The sequence below is a fragment of the Pseudomonas sp. GW822-FHT07A10 genome (assembly GCF_058798795.1).
The window spans coordinates 21,233-37,913 of record NZ_JBXAKV010000007.1 but is presented as its reverse complement, the minus strand read 5'-3'; the positions used below and the strand labels follow the sequence as shown (position 1 = coordinate 37,913).

Annotated in this window: 17 protein-coding genes and 1 other RNA gene; 14 read left to right on the top strand and 4 right to left on the bottom strand. The window is 59.3% G+C overall.

The genetic code is table 11. From position 1 onward, the window contains the following. The first annotated feature begins 189 nt into the window (after nucleotides 1-189). From petA to AC1RL4_RS13670, 5 genes are all read left to right on the top strand, one after another. Nucleotides 190-783 (top strand): ubiquinol-cytochrome c reductase iron-sulfur subunit, encoded by a 594-nt coding sequence (gene petA / locus AC1RL4_RS13690; RefSeq protein ID WP_007939825.1) that lies wholly within the window; start codon nucleotides 190-192, stop codon nucleotides 781-783. Continuing rightward, complete coding sequence (locus AC1RL4_RS13685) at nucleotides 783-1,994, top strand: cytochrome b (RefSeq protein WP_018930119.1); 1,212 nt, start codon at nucleotides 783-785, stop codon at nucleotides 1,992-1,994. Before petA ends, AC1RL4_RS13685 begins: the two co-directional genes overlap by 1 nt. Continuing rightward, on the top strand, nucleotides 1,994-2,776 hold the full coding sequence (locus tag AC1RL4_RS13680) for a cytochrome c1 (protein ID WP_018930120.1): 783 nt from the start codon (nucleotides 1,994-1,996) through the stop codon (nucleotides 2,774-2,776). The genes AC1RL4_RS13685 and AC1RL4_RS13680 overlap by 1 nt, the downstream gene beginning before the upstream one ends. 150 nt (nucleotides 2,777-2,926) lie before the next feature. Further along, the gene (locus AC1RL4_RS13675) at nucleotides 2,927-3,544 is read left to right on the top strand and encodes a glutathione S-transferase N-terminal domain-containing protein (protein ID WP_007939828.1); all 618 of its coding nucleotides are present in this window, start codon (nucleotides 2,927-2,929) and stop codon (nucleotides 3,542-3,544) included. 16 nt (nucleotides 3,545-3,560) lie between these two features. After that, the gene (locus AC1RL4_RS13670; protein ID WP_007939829.1) at nucleotides 3,561-3,974 is read left to right on the top strand and encodes a ClpXP protease specificity-enhancing factor; all 414 of its coding nucleotides are present in this window, start codon (nucleotides 3,561-3,563) and stop codon (nucleotides 3,972-3,974) included. Nucleotides 3,975-4,029: 55 nt separating this feature from the next. Here AC1RL4_RS13670 and AC1RL4_RS13665 read toward each other — a convergent pair whose 3' ends face one another. The 4 genes from AC1RL4_RS13665 to AC1RL4_RS13650 form a co-directional block, all read right to left on the bottom strand. Beyond that, nucleotides 4,030-4,608 (bottom strand): BON domain-containing protein, encoded by a 579-nt coding sequence (locus AC1RL4_RS13665; protein WP_019582358.1) that lies wholly within the window; start codon nucleotides 4,606-4,608, stop codon nucleotides 4,030-4,032. Beyond that, nucleotides 4,605-5,198: a phosphoheptose isomerase gene (locus tag AC1RL4_RS13660; protein ID WP_007904374.1), complete on the bottom strand. Its 594-nt coding sequence runs from the start codon at nucleotides 5,196-5,198 to the stop codon at nucleotides 4,605-4,607. The genes AC1RL4_RS13665 and AC1RL4_RS13660 overlap by 4 nt, the downstream gene beginning before the upstream one ends. Before the next feature lie 104 nt (nucleotides 5,199-5,302). After that, a complete protein-coding gene (locus tag AC1RL4_RS13655) occupies nucleotides 5,303-5,665 on the bottom strand; it encodes a YraN family protein (protein WP_019582357.1) in 363 nt (120 codons plus the stop codon). Continuing rightward, nucleotides 5,665-7,476 carry a penicillin-binding protein activator gene (locus AC1RL4_RS13650; protein WP_028939848.1) on the bottom strand — a complete coding sequence of 604 codons (1,812 nt, stop codon included), beginning with the start codon at nucleotides 7,474-7,476 and terminating at the stop codon, nucleotides 5,665-5,667. The genes AC1RL4_RS13655 and AC1RL4_RS13650 overlap by 1 nt, the downstream gene beginning before the upstream one ends. Before the next feature lie 177 nt (nucleotides 7,477-7,653). Here AC1RL4_RS13650 and rsmI point away from each other — a divergent pair, with 177 nt between their 5' ends. The 9 genes from rsmI (at nucleotide 7,654) to mraY (ending at nucleotide 16,677) form a co-directional block, all read left to right on the top strand. Next, nucleotides 7,654-8,559, top strand: coding sequence for a 16S rRNA (cytidine(1402)-2'-O)-methyltransferase (gene rsmI / locus AC1RL4_RS13645; RefSeq protein WP_018930125.1), 906 nt, complete (start codon nucleotides 7,654-7,656; stop codon nucleotides 8,557-8,559). Between the two features lie 76 nt (nucleotides 8,560-8,635). Next, nucleotides 8,636-8,989, top strand: an RNA gene (gene rnpB, locus AC1RL4_RS13640) — RNase P RNA component class A. A 354-nt stretch (nucleotides 8,990-9,343) separates the two neighbouring features. Then, a complete protein-coding gene (gene mraZ, locus AC1RL4_RS13635) occupies nucleotides 9,344-9,799 on the top strand; it encodes a division/cell wall cluster transcriptional repressor MraZ (protein WP_003205355.1) in 456 nt (151 codons plus the stop codon). After that, nucleotides 9,796-10,743, top strand: coding sequence for a 16S rRNA (cytosine(1402)-N(4))-methyltransferase RsmH (gene rsmH / locus AC1RL4_RS13630; protein ID WP_007939834.1), 948 nt, complete (start codon nucleotides 9,796-9,798; stop codon nucleotides 10,741-10,743). The genes mraZ and rsmH overlap by 4 nt, the downstream gene beginning before the upstream one ends. Next, a complete protein-coding gene (gene ftsL / locus AC1RL4_RS13625) occupies nucleotides 10,740-11,033 on the top strand; it encodes a cell division protein FtsL (protein ID WP_003205353.1) in 294 nt (97 codons plus the stop codon). The genes rsmH and ftsL overlap by 4 nt, the downstream gene beginning before the upstream one ends. Continuing rightward, complete coding sequence (locus AC1RL4_RS13620) at nucleotides 11,033-12,772, top strand: peptidoglycan D,D-transpeptidase FtsI family protein (RefSeq protein WP_019651807.1); 1,740 nt, start codon at nucleotides 11,033-11,035, stop codon at nucleotides 12,770-12,772. The genes ftsL and AC1RL4_RS13620 overlap by 1 nt, the downstream gene beginning before the upstream one ends. Then, a complete protein-coding gene (locus AC1RL4_RS13615) occupies nucleotides 12,772-14,235 on the top strand; it encodes a UDP-N-acetylmuramoyl-L-alanyl-D-glutamate--2,6-diaminopimelate ligase (RefSeq protein WP_096481075.1) in 1,464 nt (487 codons plus the stop codon). Before AC1RL4_RS13620 ends, AC1RL4_RS13615 begins: the two co-directional genes overlap by 1 nt. Further along, complete coding sequence (locus tag AC1RL4_RS13610) at nucleotides 14,228-15,595, top strand: UDP-N-acetylmuramoyl-tripeptide--D-alanyl-D-alanine ligase (RefSeq protein WP_019582353.1); 1,368 nt, start codon at nucleotides 14,228-14,230, stop codon at nucleotides 15,593-15,595. The genes AC1RL4_RS13615 and AC1RL4_RS13610 overlap by 8 nt, the downstream gene beginning before the upstream one ends. Next, nucleotides 15,595-16,677 (top strand): phospho-N-acetylmuramoyl-pentapeptide-transferase, encoded by a 1,083-nt coding sequence (mraY, locus tag AC1RL4_RS13605; protein ID WP_008016698.1) that lies wholly within the window; start codon nucleotides 15,595-15,597, stop codon nucleotides 16,675-16,677. Before AC1RL4_RS13610 ends, mraY begins: the two co-directional genes overlap by 1 nt. The last annotated feature ends 4 nt before the right edge of the window (nucleotides 16,678-16,681 follow it).

The following is a 16,681-nucleotide window of genomic DNA, read 5'->3' as shown; positions in this document are numbered from 1 at the left end:
ATTGCGCTGTGACAACTTGCCACATCCGCAGAGGCCCTATACTACAAGGCTTGGCAGTGGAGCCCTTCGGTAATTACCTTGTCAGAATTGGGGCTTTTCATTACCATTCGGCAAAATTTTTATAAGTTCAGATTTTTACTTAGTAGACGCCTGATTTAACAGGCCACAAAGCTGATGGGAGAGGACTGAATGAGCAATGACGGCGTGAATGCAGGCCGGCGTCGCTTCTTGGTAGCAGCCACATCCGTGGTGGGTGCTGCAGGAGCGGTGGGGGCTGCGGTCCCGTTCGTGGGGTCATGGTTTCCCAGTGCCAAGGCGAAAGCCGCAGGTGCACCGGTGAAAGTGAATGTCAGCAAAATCGAGCCAGGCCAGCAAATGATTGCTGAGTGGCGCGGCCAGCCGGTGTTCATCGTCCGCCGTACCGAGGAAATCCTGGGGAATCTGAAAAAGATTGAGGGCCAGCTGTCTGACCCCGCCTCCAAGAACTCGACGCAACCGACCTATGTCGACCCGCAGACGCGTTCGATCAAGCCAGAAGTCCTGCTGCTGATCGGCATCTGCACTCACCTGGGTTGCTCACCGACCTTCCGTCCGGAAGTGGCACCTGCCGATCTGGGCAAGGATTGGGTCGGGGGCTACTTCTGCCCTTGTCACGGTTCCCACTACGATTTGGCTGGCCGCGTCTACAAGTCGCAACCCGCGCCTTTGAACCTGCCAGTTCCCCCGCATTCCTATGAGACCGATGACATCATTGTCGTTGGCGTCGATACGGAGAAAGCGTGATGAGCAAGTTCATGGATTGGGTTGATGCGCGCTTCCCCGCGACCAAAATGTGGGAAGACCATCTCAGCAAGTATTACGCCCCGAAGAACTTCAACTTCTTCTATTTCTTTGGCTCCCTGGCGCTGCTCGTTCTGGTCAATCAGATCGTTACCGGTGTCTGGCTGACCATGAGCTACACCCCGTCGGCGGAAGAAGCATTCGCTTCCGTCGAATACATCATGCGCGACGTCGAGTACGGCTCGATCCTGCGTCTGCTGCACTCCACTGGCGCTTCGGCGTTCTTCATCGTGGTTTATCTGCACATGTTCCGTGGCCTGCTCTACGGTTCGTACCAGAAGCCGCGTGAGCTGGTGTGGGTGTTCGGCATGCTGATCTACCTGGCGCTGATGGCTGAAGCCTTCATGGGTTACCTGCTGCCGTGGGGCCAGATGTCCTACTGGGGCGCCCAGGTGATCATCTCGCTGTTCGGTGCGATCCCGGTCATCGGTAACGACCTGACCCAGTGGATCCGTGGTGACTACCTGATTTCCGGTATTACCCTGAACCGTTTCTTCGCCTTGCATGTGGTTGCCTTGCCGATCGTGATCCTCGGCCTGGTAGTGCTGCACATTCTGGCGTTGCACGAAGTGGGTTCGAACAACCCGGACGGCGTGGACATCAAGAAACACAAAGACGAAAACGGCGTACCGCTGGACGGCATTGCCTTCCATCCGTACTACACCGTGAAAGATATCGTCGGCGTGGTGGTGTTCCTGTTCATCTTCTGCGCGATCGTGTTCTTCTTCCCGGAAATGGGCGGCTACTTCCTCGAGAAGCCGAACTTTGAAGTGGCGAACGCTTTCAAGACCCCTGAGCACATCGCTCCGGTCTGGTACTTCACGCCGTTCTACGCGATTCTGCGGGCAGTTCCGGACAAGCTCCTGGGTGTTGTTGCCATGGGTGCTTCGATTGCCTTGCTGTTCGTCCTGCCCTGGCTTGACCGTAGCCCGGTCAAGTCCATGCGCTACAAGGGTTGGCTGAGCAAGATCTGGCTCTGGGTATTCTGCATCTCCTTCGTGATTCTTGGCTGGCTGGGCGTGATGGCGCCTACCCCGGAACGTACGTTGCTGTCGCAGGTTTGTACCTTCCTGTACTTCGCCTACTTCATTCTGATGCCGTTCTACACCAGGCTCGAGAAGACCAAACCGGTTCCGGAAAGGGTGACTGGCTGATGAAAAAACTATTTGCTGTACTGATTCTTGCTGCTCTGCCAGCACTGTCCTTCGCGGCCGAACACGGCGGCCCAGAGCTGGAAAAAGTCGACATCGACGTTTCCGACAAGGCTGCCATGCAGGATGGCGCACGTACGTTCGCCAACTATTGCATGGGCTGCCACAGTGCCAAGTTCCAGCGTTACGAGCGTGTCGCCGATGACCTGGGCATTCCTCACGAGCTGATGCTCGAGAAGCTGGTGTTCACTGGCGCCAAGATCGGCGACCACATGAGCATCGGCATGCAGCCGGCTGACGCCAAGACCTGGTTTGGTGCGGCGCCACCCGACCTGACACTGGTGGCTCGCGTTCGTGGCACAGATTGGCTCTATGGCTACCTGCGTTCGTTCTATGAAGACCCGTCGCGTCCATGGGGCGTGAACAACAAGGTGTTCCCGAACGTCGGCATGCCTAACGTTCTGGTCGGCTTGCAGGGTCGCCAGGTGGTAGGCTGTAAGCAGGTTCAAGTCGTCGATGATGGCAAGAAGCAATTCGATCCGCTGACCGGCACCGCTTTGACTCATGAAGCCTGCGATCAACTGACTGTATTGCCGAAAACCGGCACGCTGACCGAAGAGCAGTTCAACGAGAAGGTCAAGAATCTGGTGACCTTCCTGGCCTACTCGGCCAACCCGGTGAAGCTGCAGCATCAGCGCATCGGTACCTATGTGTTGCTGTACCTGGCGTTCTTCTTCGTATTCGCTTACTTGCTCAAGCGTGAATACTGGAAAGACGTCCATTGATAACGTTGTAAGCCATTGCTGTTAATCGCACGCGCCCAGGGGCGTCTCTGAAGGTGTAACGAGTCTGGTGATCCAGGCGTTACGGGAGGCGCCCTCTGGGCGCGCGTGTTTTTCCGTTTCCGATAATTTCAACAAGCGAGGAGGACCGCCATGGGCGTGACCAATCGGTTGGCCTGTTACTCCGACCCCGCCGACCACTATTCCCACCGAGTGCGCATCGTACTTGCAGAGAAGGGTGTCAGCGCCGAGATCATTTACGTGGAGGCTGGTCGTCAGCCGCCTAAACTGATTGAAGTGAACCCTTACGGAAGCCTGCCCACCCTGGTCGATCGTGATCTGGCGTTGTGGGAGTCGACCGTGGTGATGGAATATCTGGATGAGCGTTACCCGCATCCGCCACTACTGCCGGTTTATCCTGTGGCGCGTGCCAACAGCCGCCTGCTGATTCATCGCATTCAGCGTGACTGGTGTGGCCTGGTGGATCTGATTCTGGATTCGCGGACCAAGGAAGCAGCTCGCGTGGTGGCTCGTAAAGAGCTGCGCGAAAGCCTGACCGGCGTGTCGCCGCTATTCGCCGACAAGCCGTTTTTCCTCAGTGAGGAACAAAGTCTGGTGGATTGCTGCCTACTACCAATACTCTGGCGATTGCCGATTCTGGGTATAGAACTGCCGCGGCCTGCCAAGCCGCTGCTTGATTACATGGAGCGCCAGTTTGCGCGTGAGGCTTTCCAGGCGAGTCTGTCTGGTGTCGAACGCGATATGCGCTAAGGCTTAAGGAGCCGCTATGAACTCCAGTCGACCTTATCTGGTCCGCGCGCTCTACGAGTGGATTGTGGACAACGATTGCACCCCGCACATGCTGGTCAATTCCGAGTATCCGTCGGTACAGGTGCCTCAGGGTTTTGCCAGTGACGGGCAGATTGTCCTGAACGTATCCCCGGCAGCCGTGCGTCATTTGCACATGGATAACGAGGCGGTCAGTTTCGAAGGGCGCTTCGGTGGCGTGCCGCACACCCTGTACGTGCCTATCGCATCGATCCTGGGCATTTACGCTCGGGAGAACGGCCAAGGCATGGTGTTCGATATGGAATCGCCTCTGGATGACGAGGAAGAGATCGAGCCGGATGATGATATCCCGCCACCCGACAGCGAGCCGCCGCGTCCCAGCGGTCGACCCAGTTTGAAAGTGGTGAAGTAATAAAAAAAGGCGATCCGGATGGATCGCCTTTTTTTATTGCTGCAGGAGGGATGTATCAGTCGATGTACTCAAACAGCTTCACAATCTTCTGCACGCCAGAAACGCCTTGCACCAGATTGGTCGCCTGCGCCGCTTCCTGCTTGGTCAGCAGGCCGAGCAGATAAACGATGCCGTTTTCGGTCACAACCTTGATGCGCGAGCCCGGGATGGAGGGATCGGTGAGCATCTGAGTCTTGATCTTGGTGGTCAGCCAAGTGTCGTTCTGGCGTGCCAGCAGCGAGGAGGGCTGCAGCACTTGCAGTTCGTTGTGCACCTTCTTCACGCGCTGAACGGAGGCGGCAACCTGTTCGGCCTTGGCCTTGAGGTCGGCGCGTGGAGTTTGCCCGGCCAGCAGCACCACGCCGTTGAAGCTGGTGACGACGATGTGCGAGTTGTTGTCCAGGTCCGGATCGGCCTTGGCGATGTTTACACCGGCCTTGGTTTCGATCAGGGAGTCGTCGATTTTGCTGCCGAAGGTGCGGGTGCCGCGATCATCGTCGATCGGCGCTTCACGGCTGGCGTTAACCACCGAGGTGCAGCCGCTGATGCCGAGGCACAGGGTCAAGGCCAGAAGGCCTAGGCGATTAGGGGTCATTCTTCACTCCCGAACAGTTGGCTGTCGATCAGATCGCAAAGGCAATGGATCGCCAGCAGGTGGACTTCCTGAATACGTGCAGTGACGTTGGCCGGTACGCGAATCTCGACGTCCTCCGGCAAAAGCAGTGACGCCATGCCGCCGCCATCACGACCCGTCAATGCTACGACAATCATTTCGCGATCATGTGCGGCCTGGATCGCTTGAATAATATTCGCCGAGTTGCCGCTGGTGGAAATGGCCAGCAATACGTCACCCGGTTGGCCGAGGGCGCGGATCTGTTTGGAGAAGATTTCGTTGTAGCTGTAGTCGTTGGCGATCGAGGTGATCGTCGAGCTGTCGGTGGTCAGCGCGATGGCCGGCAGACTCGGGCGCTCGCGCTCGAAACGGTTGAGCAGTTCGGACGAGAAGTGCTGTGCGTCACCGGCGGAACCGCCGTTGCCGCAGGACAGCATTTTGCCCTCGTTGAGCAGGGCGTTGACCATGACCTGGCTGGCTTGCTCGATGTGCGGTGCAAGTACGTCCATCGCCTGTTGCTTGGTGTCGATACTGGCCTGAAAAAGCTGGCGAATTCGCGATTGCATGTCCATCTGTGTGACCTTAATTAGCGCGGCTACTCGGCACATGAATGTGCAGCCCGCAAAGCAAAGAGCAAAAGTGTTGGGTGAAGGTGTCCGGTTCGGGGCGCAAGCGATCAGCTGTCGAAGGCATTCTGCAACCAGTTCAACTGATCAAGGTTGCTGTCGATGGCAACCACGTCGAAGCGGCAAGGGGAATTGGCCCAACGCGACTCGCGCTGAAGAAAGTACTGCGCGGCGAAAATCAGTTTCTGCCGTTTGCGCTCATCGATGCTATCGAGCGCGCCACCCCATTGGGTGTTTTTTCTGTATCGGACTTCGACGAATACTACTGTATCGCCATCAAGCATGACCAGATCAAGCTCGCCGCGTTTACATAACCAGTTCTGCGCCAGCAGGCGCAGACCTTGTTGCTGAAGATGCTCGAGCGCATGGCGCTCGGCATCCTTGCCGCTCTGCTGGCGTGACCTGTCGGGCATCAGCGTGAGGTGTCCGGCAGGCGTTGAACCTGACCGCTGACGAACTGTGCCCATGGCAACTGACGCACTACCCGTTGATTCTGAGTCATGCCCAGGCTGCCCGATTGACCTTCGATGCGGCTGTCCGGCAAGGCCTTGAGTTGCCCCAGGCGTGGTGCCAGGCGATAGGCGTCAACGCCCATCGCGTATAGGCGGCCCAGGCTGCCAGCGGCTTGTGGCCATTGTGCGGTGACTTGTTTGCGCAGCGGGTCGTTGGCATCCAGCAGCCATGGGGTTTCGCAGAAGCGAATACCGTTCATGTCGTTGTACTGGTTCTGGTCGCCGCTGGCGCTGAATACGTGGGAAGTGGCGTAAACCGGCACGTCACCCGCGTACTGGAAGTTCAGGGTCGGTTTGATCTGTTGAGCCTGTTGCGGCGTCGCGGCCAGGAAGATGAACTCGATGTCCTGACGACGCGAAGGCTGGGCGGCTACCTGCGAGCCAACGGTGTTTTGCAGGCTCTTGGCGCGGCCTTCGCTCTGACGCAGCTGGAACATGTCGGCAATTTGCTGGGCCAGTTGCACCGGTTGGTCGACGCGCTCGGTCGCGACAATGCTGCCGCCGTTGGCTTGCCAATCCTGGCTGAATGCTCTGAGTACGCGGTCACCCCATTCGCCTTTCGGCACCATGATGGCGGCGCGATGCAAGCCATCGGCGCGCGCACGACGGGATACTTCGCGGGCTTCGTCTTCAGCGGCAAGGCCGAATTGGAACAGCTGGGCCGGACCTTGTTCGCCTTCGCTGTAGTTCAGCGCCAGGGTGGTGATTGGCAGTTGCGGGCGAGCGCTGAGCTGTTTGACCAGCGGCTTTTCCAGCGGGCCGACCACCAATTGCACGCCGTCAGCCTGGGCCTTGCGATAGAACTCGTCGAGGGAGGTCAGGCGCGAGCTGTCATAGAACTCGATGGCTGGCGGCTTCTGCCCGGCTTGTTGCGCCTGGTAGTGTGCGGCCATGAAGCCTTCGCGCAATGCTTTGCCAACCGAGGCCAGCGGGCCGTCTTGCGGCAGCAGCAGGGCAATCTTGCTCAGGGGCTGGCTGGCCAGATCCTTGAGTTTGGTCAATGGCAGCGGCAGCTGGATGGCGGCCGGGTGCTTTGGATTGTTCGCGCGCCAGTTGTCGATCGCGGCTTGCTGCTGTTCCAGGGTGCCGGCTGTTTTCACTGCCCGGGCCAGGCTCAACCAGCCGCCGAGGTCGTCGTCGGTGGTCGGCTGCAATTGATCGGTCGGCAGCGAAGCGATCAGGGTCCAGATCGCTTCGTGGTTTTTGCTCGCAGCTTGATCGCTCAGCATGGGGGCGATGAAAATGCGCTCCCGTGCGGCGGCCAGGGTCTGGCCGTCGGCCTCAAGGGCGCGGGCATGGACGGTGCCGGTGCGAACCTGTTGTTCGGCTGGCAGTTCGCTCAGGCGTTGCAGGCTCGGATGGTTCAGGGCCGTCAGCGCCGCTTTGGGCTGATTGCGCACCATGGCCAATTCAGCCGCCAGGGTGCTGGCGAAGACCTGTTGGCCAGGCTTGAGTTGTTCCATCGGTACTTGTTGCAGGATTTGCGCGGATTGACCGGCATTGCCCTGACGATAAGCCAGGTCTGCCGCGCTCAAGCGCAGCAAGGCTGCCTTGTCCGGCGTTTTACTTTGAGTGGCCTGTTCGAGCAGTTGCTCGACACTGGCATCCGGGGTCCGTGGAAGTTCGCCAAGGCTGGAGGAGGGCGAGCTGGCGCAAGCCGCCAGCAAGGCAGCGAGGCAGAGGGCAGAGAACAGCCGCAGGCAAGCGATCATGTAAGTGTTCCTGATACTCGATCAAATAAGCGTGGAATTGTACCCAAGCGCTGGCCGGGGCGCGATGTTACTGGCGTGAATCGATCAATTTAGCTCATGCAAATGTTGCGACACTGCACAAAAGGCTGGAAAACCGAGGGTTGCTTGCAGGTATCGCGAATGTCGCTACGCGCTACAATGGCGGCTTTTACCGATCATGAGGTGTGCGCTTTGACTGCTCCAGGTGCTTTGAATTCCGCTGCTGGCTCGCTTTATGTGGTGGCGACGCCCATCGGCAACCTGGACGATATCAGTGCGCGTGCGCTGAAGATCCTGCGCGAGGTTTCGTTGATTGCTGCCGAAGACACTCGCCATTCCCAGCGATTGATGCAGCACTTCGGCATCCCCACGCCGCTGGCGGCCTGCCATGAACACAACGAGAGGGATGAAGGCAGCCGCTTTATCACTCGCTTGCTCGCTGGCGACGATGTGGCATTGATCTCCGATGCCGGGACGCCGCTGATTTCCGATCCGGGTTATCACCTGGTGCGTCAGGCCCGTGCCGCAGGGATCAATGTGGTGCCGGTTCCGGGGGCCTGTGCATTGATTGCGGCGCTCTCGGCGGCGGGGTTGCCATCGGACCGCTTCATCTTCGAAGGGTTTCTACCGGCCAAGGCTGTCGGCCGACGCGCTCGCCTGGAGCTGATAAAAGAAGAGCCGCGCACACTGATTTTTTATGAGGCTCCACACCGCATCCTTGAATGCCTGCAAGACATGGAGCTGGTGTTCGGCGCCGATCGTCCGGCATTGCTGGCGCGTGAGCTGACCAAGACCTTCGAAACCCTTAAAGGCTTGCCGCTGGCCGAGTTGCGCGAGTTCGTCGAATCGGACAGCAACCAGCAGCGCGGCGAGTGCGTAGTGCTGGTCGCTGGCTGGTCTGCTCCCGAGACTGAGGACGCTGTCAGCAGCGAAGCCATGCGTATTCTCAATCTGCTGCTTGAAGAAATGCCGCTCAAGCGTGCGGCGGCATTGGCGGCGCAAATTACTGGCGAGCGCAAGAATGTGCTCTATCAGGTTGCGCTGGATAAGCAGAAGGGCGAGTAAAAAAGCGACGCGCAGCGCCGGCCAGAGGCTTTTAGAGCTTGTTCTTCGACCGCTCTGCCGTTAATCTTCGCGGCGGAGAGTCGATCGGACAGTCGCTGCCCTCTATGAAAATTAGGGGGGGGAGGAAAGTCCGGGCTCCATAGGGCGAAGTGCCAGGTAATGCCTGGGAGGCGTGAGCCTACGGAAAGTGCCACAGAAAATAACCGCCTAAGCGCTTCGGCGCCGGTAAGGGTGAAAAGGTGCGGTAAGAGCGCACCGCACGTCTGGCAACAGTTCGTGGCTAGGTAAACCCCACTTGGAGCAAGACCAAATAGGGTCCCAAGGCGTGGCCCGCGCTGGGACCGGGTAGGTTGCTAAAGATGTCCAGTGATGGCCATCGTAGACGAATGACTGTTCAAGACAGAACCCGGCTTACAGATCGACTCTCCACCTTTTTTTCTCTCTGCTTCAATCATTGGCAGCGATATGTGTAATGGCAATTCCCCTCCCTGCTGAATCAATAGCAGAAGCGCTTTTGTAATACCGAAAAAATCTTACTCTTAACAAACTACTTTAACTTCTGAACGCAGCCTTCTGTGCTGATTCAAGTTATTGAACAAATTCATCCGCCAGATTCTCGTTTTCCCTCCTTTTGCACTCCTAAATCTCCGTTCTGTAAGGCTTTTCCTTCTATCCGCGCCTTGACGGTGTGGTGGGCGCATTCCTATAGTGTGCGCAAGTGGCGGAAAGTGGCATGAAGTGGGTTTTTTGAGCGCAAAACGCTAATATTTGGAGAAACGCTGACGTGTTTCGCGGAGCTAACGCTATCAGTCTCGATGCAAAGGGCCGTCTCGCCATGCCGAGCCGGTACCGTGACGAGCTCGTTTCGCGTAGTTCCGGTCAATTAATCGTCACCATCGATGCCGTTGATCCGTGTTTGTGTGTTTATCCCCTCGATGAGTGGGAAATTATCGAAACCAAACTGCGCGCACTGCCTTCGCTTCGCGAAGAAAACCGCCGCCTGCAACGTTTACTGATTGGTAATGCCGTCGACCTCGAGCTCGATGGCAGTGGTCGTTTTCTGGTCCCGCCGCGTCTTCGCGAATATGCCAAGTTGGATAAGCGCGCAATGTTGGTAGGCCAACTGAACAAGTTCCAATTGTGGGACGAGGATGCCTGGAATGCGGTTTCTGCCGCTGACCTGGCTGCTATTCAACAACCGGGCGCCATGCCTGATGAACTGCGTGATTTGATCCTGTGACTATTGATAGCGGCTTTAACCACATCACCGTACTGCTTGACGAAGCCGTCGAGGCTCTCGCCGTACGTCCTGATGGCTGCTATCTGGACGGCACGTTCGGACGCGGCGGACATAGCCGGTTGATTCTCAGCAAGCTCGGGCCCGATGGCCGGTTGCTCGGGTTCGACAAAGATCCTCAAGCGATTGCCACCGGGCAAACGCTAGCGGCCGAAGACGGCCGCTTTGTCGTTGTACAGCGCAGCTTTGCCGAGCTCGGTTCGGAAGTCGCCGAACGCGGTCTGGCCGGCAAGGTCAGCGGCGTTCTGCTTGACCTCGGCGTATCTTCGCCGCAGCTCGACGACCCTGAGCGCGGCTTCAGTTTTCTCAATGACGGCCCGTTGGACATGCGCATGGACCCGTCCCGTGGGATCAGCGCCGCCGAGTTCGTCAATACCGCACCAGTGGAAGAAATCGCCCGGGTGTTCAAGGAGTACGGCGAAGAACGTTTCTCCGGCCGCATGGCGCGTGCCGTGGCCGAACGTCGTGACATCAAGCCGTTCGAGCGCACTGCCGATCTGGCAGAAGTGCTGAAAGTCGCCAACCCTGCATGGGAAAAGGGCAAGAACCCGGCCACCCGTGCATTCCAGGGGCTGCGTATTCACGTCAACAACGAACTGGGCGATCTGGAAACCGGTCTTGAAGCCGCGCTGGAGTGCCTGGAAGTCGGCGGTCGCCTGGTGGTGATCAGCTTCCACTCGCTGGAAGACCGCATCGTCAAACTGTTCATGCGCAAACTGGTGAAAGGCGAAGCCGACAACTTGCCGCGCAACTTGCCGGTCCGTCACGTCGCCTTCGAACCGAAAATCAAAGTCCATGGCAAAGCGCAGTCCGCCTCCGAGGCCGAACTCAAAGCCAACCCACGTTCCCGTAGCGCCATCATGCGCGTCGCGGAGAAACTGCGGTGAGCAAGCTTTTCGCCAAACCACTTCCCGGCGGAAGCTTTTTCATGCTGCTGCTGTTTATCGGTGTGCTCGTATCGGCCATCGGCGTGTCCTATAGCGCCCACTGGAACCGTCAGCTGTTGAATTCGCTGTACAACGAATTGAGCGTGCGCGACAAGGCGCAGGCGGAGTGGGGCCGGTTGATTCTCGAACAAAGCACCTGGACCGCCCACAGCCGTATCGAAGTGTTGGCGACCGAGCAACTGAAGATGCGTATTCCTGGCGCTGCTGAAGTGCAGATGGTGGCGCCATGATGAAACTCGAAGGCGCACTCTTCCCGTGGCGATTCCGTCTGGTGCTGGGCTTGCTCGGCATCATGGTGGCGGCGATTTCCTGGCGCATCATTGATCTGCAAGTGGTCGACCGTGACTTCCTTAAAGGTCAGGGCGACGCGCGCAGTGTCCGTCATATTCCAATTCCGGCTCACCGTGGTCTGATCACCGACCGTAACGGCGAGCCGTTGGCCGTGAGTACCCCGGTCACCACGCTGTGGGCCAACGCCAAGGAAATGCAACTGGCCAAAGAGAAATGGCCGGCACTGGCGGCTGCCCTGGGGCAGGATCCCAAAGCCCTGGCCGAACGTCTCGAAGCCCAGGCCAACAAAGAATTCATCTACCTGGTGCGCGGGCTGACTCCCGAGCAGGGCCAGGCTGTGCTCGATCTGAAAGTGCCGGGCGTTTATGGCATCGAAGAGTTCCGGCGTTTCTACCCCGCCGGTGAAGTCACTGCCCACATGGTCGGCTTTACCGACATCGACGATCACGGGCGCGAAGGCGTCGAGCTGGCCTACGACGAATGGCTGGCCGGGGTGCCCGGCAAGCGACAGGTCATCAAGGACCGGCGCGGCCGGCTGATCAAAGATGTCCAGGTCACCAAAAACGCCAAGGCCGGCAAGCCCTTGGCGTTGTCCATTGACCTGCGCCTGCAATACCTGGCCAACCGCGAGCTGCGCAACGCGATCATCGAGAACGGCGCCAAGGCCGGTAGCCTGGTGATCATGGACGTGAAGACCGGCGAGATTCTCGCCATGGTCAACCAGCCGACCTACAACCCGAACAACCGTCGCAACCTGCAACCGGCGATGATGCGCAACCGCGCAATGATCGACGTGTTCGAGCCGGGCTCGACCATGAAAGCGATCTCCATGAGCGCCGCGATCGAAACCGGGCGCTGGAAACCGAGCGACACCGTCGAGGTGTACCCGGGCAGCTTGCAGATTGGTAAATACACCATCAAGGACGTATCCAAGACCGAAGGTCCGGTGCTCGACCTGACCGGTATCCTGATCAATTCCAGTAACGTCGGCATGAGTAAGGTCGCGTTCGACATCGGCGGCGAAACGATTTTCCGTCTGGCACAGAAAGTTGGCCTCGGCCAGGACACCGGCTTGGGTTTCCCGGGTGAGCGCGTCGGCAACCTGCCGAACTACCGCGAATGGCGCAAGGCTGAAACCGCCACGCTGTCCTACGGCTACGGTATTTCCGTGACCGCGATCCAGTTGGTCCACGCCTTCTCGGCCCTGGCCAACAATGGTCGCCTCGCACCGTTGACCCTGATCAAAACCGACAAGGCGCCGCAAACCACTCAGGTGCTGCCGGAAGCCGTCGCGAAAACCATGCAAGGCATGCTGCAACAAGTGATCGAAGCCCCGCGCGGCGTATTCCGTGCGCAGGTGCCGGCGTATCACGTGGGCGGCAAGTCGGGTACTGCGCGTAAGACGTCGGTCGGAACCAAAGGCTACGCCGAGAACTCCTACCGCTCGCTGTTCGCCGGTTTCGGCCCGATGAGCGACCCGCGTTACGCGATCGTGGTGGTGATCGACGAACCGACCAAGGCCGGTTACTTCGGTGGCTTGGTATCGGCGCCGGTGTTCAGCAAAGTGATGTCCGGGACCTTGCGCCTGATGAACATCACCCCGGACAACCTGCCAGCCACTCAACAAGCGAACGCCGCACCGGTCGTTCCGCTGAAAGCTAATGGAGGGCGCGGCTGATGTCGCTGAGCCTGAACAAGATTTTCGCCCACGCCGGCCATGATCTATTGATCCGCGAATTGGCGCTGGACAGCCGTAACGTACGGGCAGGTGATTTGTTCCTTGCGGTCCCTGGTGGCAAGTTCGACGGTCGTGCGCACATCGCCGACGCCTTGCAGCGCGGTGCTGCCGCCGTGGCTTATGAAGTCGAAGGCGCGACCGTGCTGCCGATTACCGACGTGCCGCTGATTCCGGTCAAAGGCCTGGCGGCGCAGCTGTCGGACATCGCCGGGCGCTTTTACGGCGACCCGAGCCGTCACATGAACCTGATCGGCGTGACCGGCACCAACGGTAAAACCAGCGTGACCCAATTGGTCGCGCAAGCCCTCGATTTGCTCGGTCAACACTGTGGCATCGTCGGCACTCTGGGCTCCGGTTTCTACGGCGCGCTGGAGAGCGGCCTGCACACCACGCCGAATCCGATTGCAGTGCAAGCGACCCTCGCCGACTTGAAAAAGGCCGGTGCCAAAGCCGTGGCCATGGAAGTCTCTTCCCATGGGCTGGATCAGGGCCGCGTAACCGCGCTGGCCTTCGATGTGGCGGTGATGACCAACCTGTCGCGTGATCATCTGGATTACCACGGCACCATGCAGGCCTATGGCGAAACCAAGGCCAAGTTGTTTGCCTGGAATGATCTGAAGTGCCGGGTGGTCAACCTCGACGACGATTTTGGCCGGCAACTGGCGGCTGATGAAGGTGAGTCGCGGCTGATCACTTACAGCCTGGAAGACTCCCGCGCTTACCTGTATTGCCGCGAAGCGCAGTTCAGTGACGAGGGCGTGCGCGCCACGCTGGTTACGCCGCAGGGCGAACACCATTTGCGCAGCACCTTGCTCGGCCGTTTCAACCTGAGCAACGTGTTGGCCGCGGTCGGTGCCTTGCTCGGTCTGGACTACGCGCTGGACGAAATCCTCAACGTGCTACCGAAACTCGAAGGCCCGGCCGGTCGCATGCAGCGTCTGGGCGGCGGCACTCAGCCGTTGGTGGTGGTCGATTACGCCCACACACCGGATGCGCTGGAAAAAGTCTTGATGGCCCTGCGTCCTCACGCCAAAGGCCGGTTGCTGTGCCTGTTCGGTTGCGGCGGTGATCGCGATCGCGGCAAGCGTCCGCTGATGGCTGAAGTGGTCGAGCGTCTGGCCGATGGTGTGCTGGTCACCGACGACAACCCGCGCACCGAAGACCCAGCCGCGATTTTCGACGACATCCGCGCCGGTTTCACCGCTGTGGATAAAGTCACCTTCGTCGCCGGTCGTGGCCAGGCGATTGCCCAGTTGATCGCCAGCGCTTCGGCGGATGACGTGATTGTCCTGGCTGGTAAAGGTCATGAGGACTATCAGGAAATCAATGGCGAACGCCTTGCTTTCTCCGATCTGGTCGAGGCCGATCATGCCCTGACCGCGTGGGAGGTGGCCCATGCTTAAAGCCTTGAAACTGAGCGAGCTGACCGGCGCACTGAATGCCCGTCTGATCTCCGTCGATGCCAGCTTTGATGGTGTCAGCATCGACAGCCGCGCGATCAAGCCCGGCCAGCTGTTTATTGCTCTGGCCGGTCCACGTTTCGATGGCCATGACTACCTGAACGACGTCGCCGCCAAAGGCGCCGTGGGTGCACTGGTCGAGCGCGAAGTGGCCGACAGCTCGCTGCCGCAACTGCTGGTCAAGGACACCCGCCAGGCCCTCGGCCAGTTGGGCGCGATCAACCGTGCCGCGTTCACTCAGCCGGTCGCGGCCGTTACCGGCTCCAGCGGCAAGACCACGGTCAAGGAAATGCTGGCAAGCATCCTGCGCACGCGCGGTCCGGTGCTGGCGACCCGTGGCAACCTGAACAATGACCTCGGCGCACCGCTGACCCTGCTCGAACTGGCGCCGGAACACACCGCCGCCGTGATCGAACTCGGCGCTTCGCGCATTGGCGAGATTGCCTACACCGTCGCCATGACCAAACCCCACGTGGCCATCATCAACAACGCCGGGACTGCCCACGTTGGTGAGTTCGGCGGGCCGGAAAAAATCGTCGAAGCCAAGGGCGAGATTCTCGAAGGGCTGGATGCCGATGGCATCGCTGTGCTGAATCTCGACGACAAGGCCTTCGACATCTGGAAGACCCGTGCCGCCGGTCGAAAAGTGCTGACTTTTGCCCTGAGCAACGTCAACGCCGATTTCCATGCCAGCGACCTGGATCGCGATGCCCGCGGTTGCCCGGCGTTCAACCTGCACGGCCCTGAAGGTGTGGAGCGGGTTCAGCTGAATCTGCTCGGCACTCACAACGTGGCCAATGCCATGGCCGCTGCCGCTGCCGCGCATGCCTTGGGTGTGTCGCTGTTCGGCATCGCCACCGGCCTTGGCGCGGTGCAACCGGTCAAGGGCCGCACCGTCGCGCAACTGGCGCCTAACGGCATGCGCGTAATCGATGACACATACAACGCGAACCCCACCTCTATGTGCGCCGCCGTTGATATACTCGCCGGCTTTTCCGGCCGCACCGTTTTGGTGCTCGGGGATATCGGCGAGTTGGGCGCGTGGGCAGAGCAGGGGCACCGCGATGTGGGCGATTACGCCCGCGGCAAGGTTTCCGCGCTTTACGCCGTCGGGCCAATGATGGCTCACGCCGTGAACGCTTTCGGCGAGCAGGCCTTTCACTTCAGCACACAGGCTGAACTGATCAAGGCCCTGGAAGCCGAGCAGGACACAAACACTACCTTTTTGATCAAGGGCTCGCGCAGCGCTGCGATGGAAAACATCGTTGCCGCTTTGTGCGGGACCAGTCTGGAGAAACATTAATGCTGCTGCTGCTAGCGGAGTATCTGCAACAGTTCTACAAAGGCTTCGCGGTCTTTCAGTACCTGACCCTGCGCGGGATTCTCGGTGTACTGACCGCGTTGGTCTTGTCGCTGTGCTATGGCCCGTGGATGATCCGCACTCTGCAGAACCGTCAAATCGGTCAATCCGTTCGCAACGACGGTCCGCAATCGCACCTGTCGAAGTCGGGCACCCCGACCATGGGCGGCGCGCTGATTCTTTCCTCCATCGGCGTCAGCACCTTGCTTTGGGCTGACCTGACCAACCGTTACGTTTGGGTCGTGTTGTTGGTGACCCTGCTGTTCGGCGCCATCGGCTGGGTTGACGACTATCGCAAAGTCATCGAGAAAAACTCCCGCGGCCTTCCGAGCCGCTGGAAGTATTTCTGGCAGTCGGTGTTCGGCCTGGGTGCGGCGATCTTCCTTTATATGACTGCCGCGACGCCGGTGGAAACCACCCTGATCCTGCCGATGCTCAAGGACTACAGCATTCCGCTGGGCGCAGGCTTCATCGTCCTGACCTATTTCGTGATTGTCGGCTCGAGCAACGCGGTCAACCTGACCGACGGCCTCGACGGTCTGGCGATCATGCCCACCGTGATGGTCGGCGGTGGCCTGGGGATCTTCTGCTACCTGTCGGGTAACGTGAAGTTCGCCGAATACCTGCTGATTCCTTACGTACCGGGCGCGGGTGAGCTGATTGTGTTCTGCGGCGCCTTGATCGGTGCGGGCCTGGGCTTCCTCTGGTTCAACACCTATCCGGCACAAGTCTTCATGGGCGATGTTGGCGCGCTGGCGCTGGGTGCGGCCCTGGGCACCATCGCAGTGATCGTCCGTCAGGAAATCGTCCTGTTCATCATGGGCGGTGTGTTCGTGATGGAGACCCTGTCAGTCGTCATTCAGGTCGCCTCCTTTAAGCTGACCGGTCGCCGTGTGTTCCGCATGGCACCGATTCACCACCACTTTGAACTCAAGGGCTGGCCCGAGCCGCGCGTGATCGTCCGTTTCTGGATCATCACCGTGATTCTCGTGTTGATCGGCCTTGCCACCCTGAAGCTGAGGTAGAACG